This is a genomic window from Corynebacterium striatum ATCC 6940 (genome assembly GCF_000159135.1).
GTDB classification, from domain to species: Bacteria; Actinomycetota; Actinomycetes; order Mycobacteriales; family Mycobacteriaceae; genus Corynebacterium; species Corynebacterium striatum.
Map to the genome: position 1 here is coordinate 128,606 of NZ_GG667519.1, position 12,837 is coordinate 141,442.

The 12,837-nt window shown below is 58.0% G+C and carries 10 protein-coding genes and 2 pseudogenes; 10 read left to right on the forward strand and 2 right to left on the reverse strand.

Annotated elements, in window-relative coordinates:
• The 6 genes and pseudogenes from HMPREF0308_RS13815 to HMPREF0308_RS00530 form a co-directional block, all read left to right on the forward strand.
• Positions 1-594: pseudogene (locus HMPREF0308_RS13815) on the forward strand (hypothetical protein); the annotation flags it as partial.
• A 158-nt stretch (positions 595-752) separates the two neighbouring features.
• Positions 753-1,202 (forward strand): annotated as a pseudogene (locus HMPREF0308_RS00510) (transposase); the annotation flags it as partial.
• A 241-nt stretch (positions 1,203-1,443) separates the two neighbouring features.
• A complete protein-coding gene (locus tag HMPREF0308_RS00515; protein ID WP_034656506.1) occupies positions 1,444-2,067 on the forward strand; it encodes an ECF transporter S component in 624 nt (207 codons plus the stop codon).
• A 15-nt stretch (positions 2,068-2,082) separates the two neighbouring features.
• Positions 2,083-3,495 (forward strand): ABC transporter ATP-binding protein, encoded by a 1,413-nt coding sequence (locus HMPREF0308_RS00520; protein WP_005527708.1) that lies wholly within the window; start codon positions 2,083-2,085, stop codon positions 3,493-3,495.
• Complete coding sequence (locus HMPREF0308_RS00525; protein ID WP_034656507.1) at positions 3,488-4,258, forward strand: energy-coupling factor transporter transmembrane component T family protein; 771 nt, start codon at positions 3,488-3,490, stop codon at positions 4,256-4,258. The genes HMPREF0308_RS00520 and HMPREF0308_RS00525 overlap by 8 nt, the downstream gene beginning before the upstream one ends.
• Before the next feature lie 19 nt (positions 4,259-4,277).
• Positions 4,278-4,829 carry a nucleoside/nucleotide kinase family protein gene (locus tag HMPREF0308_RS00530; protein ID WP_005527710.1) on the forward strand — a complete coding sequence of 184 codons (552 nt, stop codon included), beginning with the start codon at positions 4,278-4,280 and terminating at the stop codon, positions 4,827-4,829.
• On the opposite strand, the gene HMPREF0308_RS00535 is transcribed toward HMPREF0308_RS00530, so the two are convergent.
• Positions 4,810-5,514, reverse strand: a complete 705-nt coding sequence (locus HMPREF0308_RS00535) for an anaerobic ribonucleoside-triphosphate reductase activating protein (protein WP_005527711.1) — start codon at positions 5,512-5,514, stop codon at positions 4,810-4,812. The genes HMPREF0308_RS00530 and HMPREF0308_RS00535 overlap by 20 nt on opposite strands.
• The gene (locus tag HMPREF0308_RS00540; protein WP_034656508.1) at positions 5,507-7,300 is read right to left on the reverse strand and encodes a ribonucleoside triphosphate reductase; all 1,794 of its coding nucleotides are present in this window, start codon (positions 7,298-7,300) and stop codon (positions 5,507-5,509) included. The genes HMPREF0308_RS00535 and HMPREF0308_RS00540 overlap by 8 nt, the downstream gene beginning before the upstream one ends.
• A gap of 672 nt (positions 7,301-7,972) precedes the next feature.
• Between HMPREF0308_RS00540 and rpsL the strand changes: the two genes are divergently transcribed.
• The 4 genes from rpsL (at position 7,973) to tuf (ending at position 12,812) form a co-directional block, all read left to right on the forward strand.
• Positions 7,973-8,344: a 30S ribosomal protein S12 gene (gene rpsL, locus HMPREF0308_RS00545; protein ID WP_005527715.1), complete on the forward strand. Its 372-nt coding sequence runs from the start codon at positions 7,973-7,975 to the stop codon at positions 8,342-8,344.
• A gap of 6 nt (positions 8,345-8,350) precedes the next feature.
• Positions 8,351-8,818 (forward strand): 30S ribosomal protein S7, encoded by a 468-nt coding sequence (gene rpsG, locus HMPREF0308_RS00550; protein WP_005527716.1) that lies wholly within the window; start codon positions 8,351-8,353, stop codon positions 8,816-8,818.
• A 274-nt stretch (positions 8,819-9,092) separates the two neighbouring features.
• A complete protein-coding gene (fusA, locus tag HMPREF0308_RS00555) occupies positions 9,093-11,222 on the forward strand; it encodes an elongation factor G (protein ID WP_034656509.1) in 2,130 nt (709 codons plus the stop codon).
• A gap of 399 nt (positions 11,223-11,621) precedes the next feature.
• Positions 11,622-12,812, forward strand: coding sequence for an elongation factor Tu (gene tuf, locus HMPREF0308_RS00560; protein WP_005527719.1), 1,191 nt, complete (start codon positions 11,622-11,624; stop codon positions 12,810-12,812).
• Positions 12,813-12,837: the final 25 nt, after the last annotated feature.

The window sequence follows — 12,837 nt, forward strand, 5'->3', positions numbered from 1 at the left end:
GATGGCACCAATGATGGTGATGAGGACACCGACGGTGACGGCAAGTCCAACAAGGACGAGTCCGATGTTCCTGAAGGAAAGGTCACTGATAAAGACGGTGACGGCCTTGGCGATACCGGTGTAACCGACAAGAACAACAATGGCGTTGCTGACCTAGTCGAGAAACCGGATGCTGAGTCCCCGGATACCAAGGTTCCAGGAGGTTCCTCCGACATTGATTGGCAGCGCTGCGCACCGGCTGCTGCAGGTATTGGCCTGCCACTGTTGTTGCTGTTGCCTATTGGTTTGGCTTCCCAAATGCATATCCCGGGCCTGTCCCCAATGGTAGAGCAGGTTTCTGCAAGGATTAATGGCATCAATCGCCAATTAGCTCAGAAGAACATCGAGCTTCAGAAGCAGCTGGGAATCTATAACGAACCGCTGGCAAAGCAACTAGGCCAGATCGACCTGATGCTGAAGAAGGCTAGCCCAGAGGCCGGCCGAATCGGCGGCGCAATTGCACTTGCCGCGGCTGGCGCACTCGCTTTGGGTTTGCTAGTTAACGCCTGTGCTCCAGGCGCTGGTTCCTCCGGCTCTTCTAGCTCCTCCAAGTAGTCGTGAGTGCGGGGCTGATTGAAGGCCCGCACTTCCTCGCCACGGGAAGGGCATAGTCTTCCCACCGATTAGAAAACACTATCGGCCGTTGGCCCTGACAGTCCGCAAGGATTGCCAGGGCCAACGGCCGATCGTTTTCTATTGTCAGATAGTGGTAAACGAGGGTAACCTCATCGCCGATTATGGATCTGTTTGACCGAACCATCTTGGCTCATACGCTGTCTACATCACCGAACACCAAGTTCACATCAAGATCGTTATCGGATGCCATTGCCCTGTTTAGTCCAGGTGAAGGACTCATTGTGCACACCGACCAAGGCTTCCAGTACCAGCACGCCAGCTGGCGTGACTTGATTACAACCGTTGGTGGCGTGCAGGCAATGTCCTGGAAAGGCAATTGCTATGACAACTCAGTGATGGAGAACTTCTTCGGTCACTTGAAATCTGAGATGTACCACGGTGCTTACTTCAACAGTGTCGAGGAGTTCTGCCAAGCTATTGATGATTACATCCTGTGGTACAACACGACCCGACTACAGGAACAATTCAAGGGCCTGGCCCCGATGCAATATCGGAACCAAGCCCTTGCAACGGCCCAAACCATTTAGAGTTAACTCAGTCCGGAAAGCGGGGCGTAGTTCATTTACATGAGGCTTTTCTACTTTTGCTAGCATTAGTGGGTCCAAGTTGACGAAATTATCTAATTACACAGCGAACACGGGTGCTTTCTCCCTCTTTAGACCGTAACTAAGGAACAACAAACGCAGTAGTTTGCGAGGGAGAAGGCTGAGACCCCACATATGGGAACCGTTGCACCTGATCCGGGTAATACCGGCGCGAGGGAGGAAAATGTCTACTACACCTGCATCTTCGGCACGCACTGCACACACGGCTGGAAAGTCCAACCGCCGCTGGCGCGTCGTCGACATCGTCGTGGCCGCGGTCTTGTCCGTGGCGTGTGGCCTGATTTTCTTGTTCTGGAACACCGCGGGTTATGCCGGCTACCAGGCTCTCGATGCCTTTACCCCTGGCCTGGGCGGTTTGGCCTCTGGCATCTGGTTGCTGGGAGGAGTGCTCGGTGGGCTCATCATCCGCAAGCCGGGAGCGGCGCTCTTCGTGGAGCTGCTCGCTGCCTGCGTCTCCGCAGCTCTTGGTTCCCAGTGGGGCGCGGCAACCTTGCTCTCTGGCTTCGCCCAAGGCATCGGCGTGGAGATTGTCTTCGCCATCTTTGCCTACCGTTCTTTTAACCTGCTTGTTGCCACCATCGCTGGCCTTGCCGCCGGCGTCGGTGCATGGACTTTGGAGCTCTTCACGTCCGGCCACCTAGCCCGCTCCGTTGAATACAACATTATCTACTTGGTCTGCACCGGCCTTTCTGGTGCGATCCTGGCCGGCGTTCTGGGCTACTTCACGGTTAAGGCGCTAGCAGCCACTGGTGCGCTCGACCGTTTTGCTGCCGGCCGCGAGGCTTAAGAAGCGCTTTCAAGAATGGTTTCTGGAACAGGCATCCGCGTTAAAGGATTTGGCTGGACTCATGCCGGGCGCGCAGAGTCGGCGCTGCGGGATGTTACTTTCAACGTCGAGCCGGGCGAAAAAATTCTGCTGTGCGGCGACTCTGGTTCTGGCAAGTCCACGCTCTTGGCGGCTCTTGCCGGAGTGCTCGGTGGCGACGAGGAAGGCGAGCAGGTAGGAGAGATCCAGCTCTTCGGAGCTGCTACCGCTAGCAATGGTGAGTGGCCTGGCGAAGGCATGCCCGTGGGGCTGGTCCTGCAGGATCCTGATTCCCAGGTGATCTCCTCCCGCGTAGGCGATGACGTTGCTTTCGGCTGCGAGAACCTCGGCCTTGAGCGCTCCGAGATTTGGAGTCGCGTCGATCAGTCTTTATCGGTGGTCGGGCTCGATCTTCCACACGACTATCCCACCGCACGTCTGTCTGGTGGCCAGAAGCAACGCCTCGCTTTGGCGGGCGTCATGGCGATGGGCGCCGGGCTCATCTTGTTGGATGAGCCCACGGCGAACCTCGATCCAGAGGGCGCCGATTCGGTGGTTCGTGCGGTGACCCAGCTGGTGGAGCGCACCGGGGCCACGCTCATCGTGGTTGAGCACCAGCCAGATAGATGGCGTCACCTGCTTCAACGCGGACTACTCATCGAGGATGGGCAGGTCGCATTAGACGCGCCTATCGAGCAGGTCCTAGAAGCCCGTGCCCAAGCGATGCCCACCCTGCCGCAGGCCCGCGTTCTAGAAGAAGTATCCAGCCTTGAGCCAGCGATGTGGTCGCAGGATTTGGCTACCCGCTTTGGTCCGACGCGGACTTTTGAGCTTCCTGCGGGAGCTTCAACCGTGGTGACTGGCCCCAATGGTGCTGGCAAGACTACCTGGCTGGAAACCATGGCGGGACTGCTTCCTTATACTTCGGGTGAGGTGGGCGTCGCCGAGCACGTGCGCCGTGGCCTCAAAGGAGACCCGGCAACGTGGAAGTCGCGCGAGCTCGCGCATCGCATTGGGTACGTGTTTCAGAACCCAGAACATCAATTCGTCGCGCGCAGCGTTGCCGATGAGCTACGCGTGGGACCCCGAGTGATGGGCGAGGAGGTCCCAGAAAAGCGCATCGCGGAACTAGTGGAGCGCCTGCGTTTGGGGCAGCTGCTTGGCGCCAACCCCTTCACACTTTCGGGCGGAGAGAAACGGCGCCTTTCGGTGGCGACAGCTTTGGTGAGCGCACCGACGGTGCTCTTGCTTGATGAGCCGACGTTCGGTCAAGATCCGCAGACCTTCGCGGAACTGGTGTGGATGCTGCGCGAGTTAAGCGATGAGGGAGTGACCATTGCCTCGGTAACCCACGACCCCCTCTTCATCGCGGCTCTCGGCGACCACCGGGTGGAGGTGCCGCGTGCCTAATATCTTGTCCGACGTAAACCCATTGACGCGGGTTTACCTTATGCTGGCGCTGACCTTGCCGTTGTTTCTCTCGGTGGATTGGGTCTCCGCCGCGGTTTCTTTGGTCATCACCTTCGTATTTGCGCCGCTGTGTGGAGTCAGTTGGGGAAAGCTCATAAGAAGCGGATGGTTCCTGTTTATCCTCGCCGCACTGTCTGGCGTTTCGATGCTGCTGTATGGCGCCGAGGGCGGAGAGGTTTACTTCCGGCTTTGGCTCATCGTGGTTTCGGAGAACTCGGTGACCCTTTCAGTGGCAATGATGCTGCGTGTGCTCGCGGTAGCGCTGCCAATGATTGTCCTCGCGCGCGACATTGATCCCACACGCTTAGGCGACGCCCTGGCGCAGAACCTTCGCCTGCCTTCGCGTTTTGTTATTGGCGCGGTCGCCGGTGTGCGCATGGCGACGCTGTTTCGAGACGACTGGGATTCCATGGCTCGTGCCCGGAGGGCGCGGGGATTGGGGGATCGCGGCAAGGTTAAGCATTTGCTTACGATGTCCTTCGGCCTTTTGGTAGTCGCGCTACGTCGCGGCGGCAAGCTGGCGACGGCGATGGAGGCCCGCGGCTTTGGACGTACTCCGCTGTACTCGCCGTCACGCACGTGGGCGCGCGAGTCGCGTGTGAGTAGGAAAGATTGGCTCATCATGTTAGCCGGTTCACTTTTGGCAGCGGTGCCGGTGGTAGCGTCGGTAGTTACAGATTCCTGGAGATTCTTCGGTCTATAAGACGAAAGGGCCACGAAGCATGGACTTCGACAGTCAGCTCGACCGCCTCATCGAGGATGTCATCAAGGCTGCCGCGACGCGCAAGAAACCCTTCAAGCCGGTGACGGTGCTCATAGATGGGCCATCGGGTGCAGGCAAGACGTGGGCCTGCGCCGCCCTCGCTGATAGAGCAGGCTGGCGTGTGGTGCACCTGGACGAGTTCTATCCCGGTTGGCACGGGCTTGAACAGGGCTCCCGGATGGTTGCCGAGCAGGTGCTGCGCGAGACCAATCCCGGCTATTGGCGCTGGGATTGGGAGGCCGGTGCGCCGGGTGAGTGGGCGAGCTTGGATGCACGCGACGATCTCATCGTGGAGGGCGTCGGTGCGGTTACTCCGGAAAACATTGCTGCGGCTAAGGAGCGCGGCACCGTGATTACGGTGCGCCTCGACGGCCCGCGCGAAAAGCGCTATGAGCGAGCCATCGAGCGTGATCCGCACTACGCAGAGTGGTTCGAGACCTGGGAGGCGCAGGAGAAGGTTTACTTCTCCGAGCACGCCGCCGACGCCGATTTTACGTGGGTATGGCAGTAGCTTCCGCCCCGCAGTAGACGCCGTGCTTGTCGACGTCGTGCGCCCACTGGCGCACCAGCTTAAGCCCCTGTTGCGCAACGCGTTCTTCCAGTTCGGGAAGCCGTGCCTCGATGCCCGACCCTGGCCACAATGTGGTTCGGGCTTGCAGCGATAGCCGCCCTGTCCGCGCATAATCTGCCAAAAGATAGAAGGACTCCCACATCCGCTGCGCTTGGGCACGGCTGCAGCCGGTGACCTGCGGTAGGTCTTCCGGCAGGGCTTTGACGTCGATGCCTATCCATTCCGGCCGTGTTTCGGGATGGGCCATGAGCTTGTCCAACCGGCCCGGTAGATAGCCGCTCGTGTGGAGGCCAACTTTAAAGCCAGCCGCGTGGGCCTCGGCTATCGCCTGCGGCAGCCCGGGCGCGGAAAGTGGCTCGCCGCCGGAGAAAACCACGCCGTCGAGTAGCCCGCGGCGCGAGCACAGCAAGGAAAGCGCGTCCTGCCAGCTATAGCTTCCCGGCCCAAAGACCTGCAGCTGCGGGTTATGGCAGTAGCTACACCGCAGCGGGCAGCCGTTGAGGAACAACGTCATGGTCAGGTGATCTGGCCAATCTGTTGCCGAGAAGGGGATAAGCCCGCCAATCGGCAGCTGCGTTCTGGAACTTAGCTTCGGCGCTTGCAACGAAGGCGCAGTCTTAAACATCGGCCGCAAGCCTTTCGTCGAAGTACTCGCGCTCATGGAACTCTCCCTTCTTGCCCGTGTTGAAGCTGGAGACTGGCCGGAAATAGCCCATCACGCGCGTCCACATCTCAGTGCTGGAACCGCAGTCGGGGCAGTGCGGATGCTCGCCGGAGATATAGCCGTGGGAGTTACAGATGGAAAAGGTGGGCGTGATGGTGACATAGGGCAGTCGGAAGTTCTCCAGCGAGCGGCGCACGAGGTTCGCGCACGCCTTACCGGAGGACATTGCTGAGCCCATGTAGAGATGCAGCACGGTGCCGCCGGTGTATTGGGTCTGCAGATCCTCTTGGGCTTGGAGTGCGGCAAAGGGATCGGGAGTGTGCGCGACGGGAAGCTGCGAGGAATTCGTGTAATACGGTTCTTCTTCGCTGCCAGCGTGCAGGATGTCTGGGTAGCGCTTCAGGTCCTCGCGTGCGAAGCGATAGGTAGCGCCCTCGGCAGGCGAGGCTTCAAGGTTATAAAGGTGCCCGGTTCTTTCCTGGGCGTCGACAAGCAGTGCGCGAACCCGCTCCAGCAGACGCAATACCTGAGCGCGGCCGCGCGGATCGGTGAGATCGTAGGTGTCGGCAGTGAAGTTACGGATCATCTCGTTGCAGCCGTTGACGCCGATAGTGGAGAAGTGGTTATCCAAGCTGGGCAGCCAACGCTTGGTATAGGGGAAAAGACCTTTCTCCAAGCACTTGTTAACAAAGGCGCGGCGGCGCTCGAGCGTGTCGACGCCGAGATCTACCAGCTCCGCGACGCGCGTCAACAGCGCCTCCTCGTCGCCGCGATAGAGGTAGCCCAGGCGTGCGCAGTTGAGCGTGACCACGCCGATGGAGCCGGTCAACTCGGCGGAGCCGAACAAGCCATTGCCGCGCTTTAATAGCTCGCGCAGGTCCAACTGCAGGCGGCAACACATTGAGCGAATCATGCCGGGGTCAAGATCGGAGTTAAGGAAGTTCTGGAAGTAGGGCAGACCGTACTTGGCTGTCATGGTGAACAGAGCCTCGGCGTTCTTGCTATCCCAGTCAAAATCCGGCGTGATATTGTAGGTCGGAATCGGGAAGGTAAATGGCCTGCCGTCGGCATCACCTTGCGACATCACCTCGATGAAAGCACGGTTGATGATGGCCATCTCCGTCTCCAAGTCGCCGTAACAGAAGTCGGCGGGCTCGCCGCCGATGAGCGGGGTTTGATCCCGCAGATCGGTGGGGCAGTGCCAATCGAAGGTGAGATTCGTAAACGGCGTCTGCGTACCCCAGCGCGAAGGCACGTTCAGGTTGAAGATAAATTCCTGCATGTATTGAAGTACTTGGCCGTAGCTGAGGTTATCCAGCCGCACGAAAGGCGCCATATATGTATCGAAGCTAGAAAAGGCCTGCGCGCCCGCCCACTCGTTCTGCAGCGTGCCTAAGAAGTTGACGATCTGACCGCACGCGGAGGAGAAGTGCTTCGGTGGCGCCGAGGAAATCGTGCCGGGAACACCACCGAAGCCTTCCTCGAGGACGCGGCGCAGTGACCAGCCAGCACAATAGCCGCTGAGCATGTCTAGATCGTGGATATGAATATCACCTGCTCGGTGGGCATTACCCGCAGCTTCCGAAAAGACCTCATCCAGCCAGTAATTGGCAGTTACTTTGCCCGCATTGTTAAGAATCAATCCTCCCAACGAGAAATCCTGATTGGCATTGGCGTTTATGCGCCAATCACGCCGGCCCAAGTACTCCTCGATGGAATCTGCGACGTTAATGGTCCGTGAACCCATGTAGTTCTTCCCTTCGTTATGAAAATGGAGCGCTGGTACAGCGAAAAGCTCGCTGCCTTTCCAGCTCTGATGGCATGCCCAGGCGCGCATATAGGGAAAGCAATGGCGACCGCATTCACGTGGGAGAACCTGCAGTAAGCCGAGATGGCAGAAAAGCCACCGCGCGGCGCTGGGCTTCACGGAATAACATAGCTGTAATTTGTGGCGGGGTGGGTCGACGAAATACAAGATATGGGAGGTCTTGGAGTGCGAGACCCTATATGTAGTGTCCTGTTTGGTGAAAGTTCGAAAGGGTATGTGCCTATTTAGTGCCTGTGATTGTTGCCTCTATAGGTGAAACTTAAAGCCCGATTTTGGGTGGAGTGGAAAGTTCCGGGGAATTTGTCACAGCTGCCCCGAGTGAGGGGCGGCGTCGTCAAGCGTCGTGCGATTGACTGCCTGTGGTGATGGGAGGAAAAGCTGGGTAGGCGAAATTTGGATGTTTTGCGTGTCGCTGCTATTGTTCGAAGAGGTTTCGCCTTCATGTAGGGCGAAAAGTCTGATCGATTAATCGGCTTGAATGGCTGATTGATGTTCTGGACATGCGGAAGGGCCCCGGAAAAGAGCCCCTATTTTTGCGTGTTTGGGCAGCATCGGTCAGTTCAGCCGAAGTCATACAGAAAGACTAGATTTATGCCAACTATTCAGCAGCTGGTCCGCAAGGGCCGCCATGATAAGCGCTCCAAGGTTGCAACCGCAGCGCTGAAGGGTTCCCCTCAGCGTCGTGGCGTTTGCACCCGCGTTTACACCACCACCCCGAAGAAGCCGAACTCTGCACTGCGTAAGGTTGCTCGTGTTCGCCTGACCTCCGGTATCGAGGTTTCCGCCTACATCCCAGGTGAGGGCCACAACCTGCAGGAGCGCTCCATGGTGCTCGTCCGCGGCGGTCGTGTTAAGGACCTCCCGGGTGTTCGTTACAAGATTATCCGTGGCGCACTGGATACCCAGGGCGTTAAGGACCGCAAGCAGGCTCGTTCCCGCTACGGTGCAAAGAAGGGACAGTAATCAACAATGCGTAAGAATGCTGCTCCGAAGCGTCCTGTAGTTAAGGACCCGGTATACAACTCCGAGCAGGTCACCATGCTCGTGAACAAGATCCTCCTCGATGGCAAGAAGTCCACCGCAGAGCGCATCGTCTACGGTGCTCTCGAGGCTTGCCGTGAGAAGACCGGTACCGACCCAGTCGGCACCCTGGAGAAGGCTCTGGGCAACATCCGCCCGGACCTCGAGGTTCGCTCCCGCCGTGTCGGTGGCGCTACCTACCAGGTTCCAGTTGAGGTCAAGCCGGCTCGTGCTAACACCCTCGCTCTGCGTTGGTTGGTAACCTTCACCCGCCAGCGTCGTGAGAACACCATGATCGATCGTCTCGCTAACGAGATTTTGGATGCTTCCAACGGTCTTGGTGCTTCCGTGAAGCGTCGTGAAGACACTCACAAGATGGCTGAGGCTAACCGCGCCTTCGCGCACTACCGCTGGTAATACCGGCGTATGCCTATGGTCCGAGCAACGTAAAAGTTCGCGCTTAACAGCGCTTCTGTACTTCTTGTACTTAGAGAAGCGCTGGAAACACAAACTAAATAGCGTTGCTCGGACCTTTTTTTCTGGGCAATTAGCGGCCTGAAGCTGCTAATGAGTCCAAGACGTGGCAAAATTGAACAAGACCTATCCATGCGGGCGGCATGGACTGGGGTACGTGAAGATGAAACGTGCGCCCAGGACAAGGCGTCCACGATAAATAAGTTGGGGTAAAACCGTGGCACAACAAGTGCTTAAGGACCTTCACAAGGTCCGTAACATCGGCATCATGGCTCACATCGATGCTGGTAAGACCACTACCACCGAGCGTATTCTTTTCTACACCGGCATCAACCGTAAGGTCGGCGAGACTCACGACGGTGCATCCACCACTGACTGGATGGAGCAGGAGAAGGAGCGCGGTATCACCATTACCTCCGCTGCTGTTACCTGTTTCTGGAACAACAACCAGATCAACATCATCGACACCCCGGGTCACGTTGACTTCACCGTTGAGGTTGAGCGCTCCCTCCGTGTTCTCGACGGCGCAGTTGCTGTCTTCGACGGCAAGGAAGGCGTTGAGCCACAGTCTGAGCAGGTGTGGCGTCAGGCTGCTAAGTACGACGTTCCGCGTATCTGCTTCGTCAACAAGATGGACAAGCTGGGCGCTGACTTCTACTTCACCGTTCAGACCATCATCGACCGCCTCGGCGCAAAGCCACTGGTTCTGCAGCTGCCCATCGGCGCTGAGGACGACTTCGACGGCGTCGTTGACCTGCTGAACATGCGTGCCATCACTTGGCGCGGCAAGGTGGAGACCGGTGCTGAGCCGACCATCGAGGAGATCCCTGCTGACCTGCAGGAGAAGGCTGAAGAGTACCGCGAAAAGCTGCTCGAGGCAGTTGCTGAGTCTGACGAAGAGCTCATGGAGAAGTACTTCGGCGGCGAGGAGCTGACCCTTGACGAGATCAAGGCAGCCATCCGCAAGATGACCATCAACTCCGAGGTCTACCCAGTTCTCTGTGGTACCGCTTACCGCAACAAGGGTGTCCAGCCGCTTCTCGACGCTGTCGTTGACTTCCTCCCGAACCCACTCGATGTGGGCGAGGTCGTCGGCCACGCTGTCGGCAACGAGGACGAGAAGGTTACGCGTAAGCCTTCCGTTGAGTCCCCGTTCTCTGCGCTGTCCTTCAAGATTGCTGCACACCCGTTCTTCGGCCAGCTCAACTTCGTCCGCGTTTACTCTGGTCAGGTTGTGCCGGGCACCGAGGTGCTCAACTCCACTAAGAGTAAAAAGGAGCGCATCGGCAAGCTGTTCCAGATGCACGCAAACAAGGAGAACCCGGTCGAGCAGGCTGACGCAGGTAACATCTATGCTGTTATCGGTCTGAAAGACACCACCACTGGTGACACCCTGTGCGACAAGGACAACCCGATCATCCTCGAGTCCATGGACTTCCCGGATCCGGTTATCAAGGTCTCCATCGAGCCTAAAACCAAGGCTGACCAGGAGAAGCTGGGTACCGCTATCCAGAAGCTCGCTGCTGAGGACCCAACCTTCACCGTCGAGCTCGACGAAGAGACCGGCCAGACCGTTATCGGCGGCATGGGCGAGCTCCACCTCGACGTTCTGGTTGACCGTATGAAGCGCGAGTTCAAGGTCGAAGCAAACATCGGTAACCCACAGGTTGCTTACCGCGAGACCATCCGCAAGACGGTTCAGTCCCTGGACTACACCCACAAGAAGCAGACCGGTGGTTCTGGTCAGTTCGCAAAGGTCATCGTCACCATCGAGCCTTACAACCCGGACCCAGAGACGCTGGAGGAGGGCGAGTCCGCAACCTACAAGTTCGAGAACGCCGTCACCGGTGGCCGCGTTCCGAAGGAGTACATCCCTTCCGTCGACGCTGGTATCCAGGATGCAATGCAGTACGGTTACCTCGCTGGCTTCCCGCTGGTTAACATCAAGGCAACCCTCGAGGACGGCGCTTACCACGACGTCGACTCCTCCGAGATGGCCTTCAAGCTCGCTGGTTCCCAGGTGCTGAAGGAAGCTGTTGCTAAGGCAAAGCCAGTCCTGCTCGAGCCTGTTATGGCCGTTGAGGTTGTTACCCCTGAGGAGTACATGGGCACCGTTAACGGTGACATCAGCTCCCGTCGTGGCCAGGTTTACGCGATGGAAGACCGCTCTGGCGCAAAAGTCGTCAAGGCTAAGGTTCCGCTGTCTGAGATGTTCGGCTACATCGGCGACCTTCGTTCCTCCACCGCAGGCCGCGCAAACTTCAGCATGGTCTTCGATTCCTACGCTGAGGTTCCTTCCTCCGTTGCAACCGCAATCATCGAGGAGCGTACCGGTAACAAGGCTTAAACAAGCTTTGTAACCAACCCCCTCGCACCACCCCGTTGCCAAGGGGCTGGTAGTCTTCGCCAGTAGACGCCAGCCTCAGGCGGGGTAACCCCGTGTGAGGAACTGGGTGGGGTAGCGGTCGGCTGAACTCGCACCAAAGAGTGTTGGCTGAGCCGGCCGTTACCCTCCCAGGATCCATAATCAGATTCTTGTCGAGGGTCAACGTCCGCACTACATGCGCGGGGTTACCTCCTATTTAGGCAGTTTGAAAAAACTGCGGCATAAATCTAGGATCGTGTAACTGGCACGTAAAGAAAGCGTCATTAGCGCTTCGGGATATTTTCGTTCCAAGTGCCAATGGCATTAACCAACCACGTGGCTGTGAAATTGCAGCCGCCATAGAGTCCAGGAGGACAAACAGTGGCAAAGGAGAAGTTCGAGCGTACGAAGCCGCATGTGAACATCGGCACCATCGGACACGTCGACCACGGCAAGACCACCACCACCGCAGCGATCACCAAGGTTCTGGCTGACCAGTACCCTGATGAGAACACCGCTTTCGCATTCGACATGATCGATAAGGCTCCTGAGGAGAAGGAGCGCGGTATTACCATCAACATTTCCCACGTTGAGTACTCCACCCCGAAGCGCCACTACGCACACGTTGACGCTCCGGGCCACGCTGACTACATCAAGAACATGATTACCGGTGCTGCTCAGATGGACGGCGCTATCTTGGTTGTTGCTGCAACCGATGGCCCGATGCCGCAGACCCGCGAGCACGTTCTTCTGGCTCGCCAGGTTGGCGTTCCTTACATCCTCGTTGCACTGAACAAGTGCGACATGGTTGACGACGAGGAAATTATCGAGCTCGTCGAGATGGAGATCCGCGAACTGCTCGCAGAGCAGGACTACGATGAGGAAGCTCCGATCGTTCACATCTCTGCTCTGAAGGCTCTTGAGGGCGACGAGAAGTGGGTACAGGCTATCGTTGACCTGATGCAGGCTTGCGATGACTCCATCCCGGATCCGGAGCGCGAGCTGGACAAGCCGTTCCTGATGCCAATCGAGGACATCTTCACCATCACCGGCCGCGGTACCGTTGTTACTGGCCGTGTTGAGCGTGGCTCCCTGAACGTCAACGAGGACGTTGAGATCATCGGTATCCAGGACAAGTCCATCTCCACCACCGTTACCGGTATCGAGATGTTCCGCAAGATGATGGACTACACCGAGGCTGGCGACAACTGTGGTCTGCTTCTGCGTGGTACCAAGCGTGAAGAGGTTGAGCGCGGCCAGGTTGTTATTAAGCCGGGCGCTTACACCCCTCACACCCAGTTCGAGGGTTCCGTCTACGTCCTGAAGAAGGAAGAGGGCGGCCGCCACACCCCGTTCATGGACAACTACCGTCCGCAGTTCTACTTCCGCACCACCGACGTTACCGGCGTCATCAAGCTGCCTGAGGGCACCGAGATGGTTATGCCTGGCGACAACGTCGAGATGTCCGTCGAGCTGATCCAGCCGGTCGCTATGGACGAGGGCCTGCGCTTCGCTATCCGCGAGGGCTCCCGCACCGTCGGCGCTGGCCGCGTTACCAAGATCATCAAGTAAGAGCACTTACTTGAGCGTTTAAAGT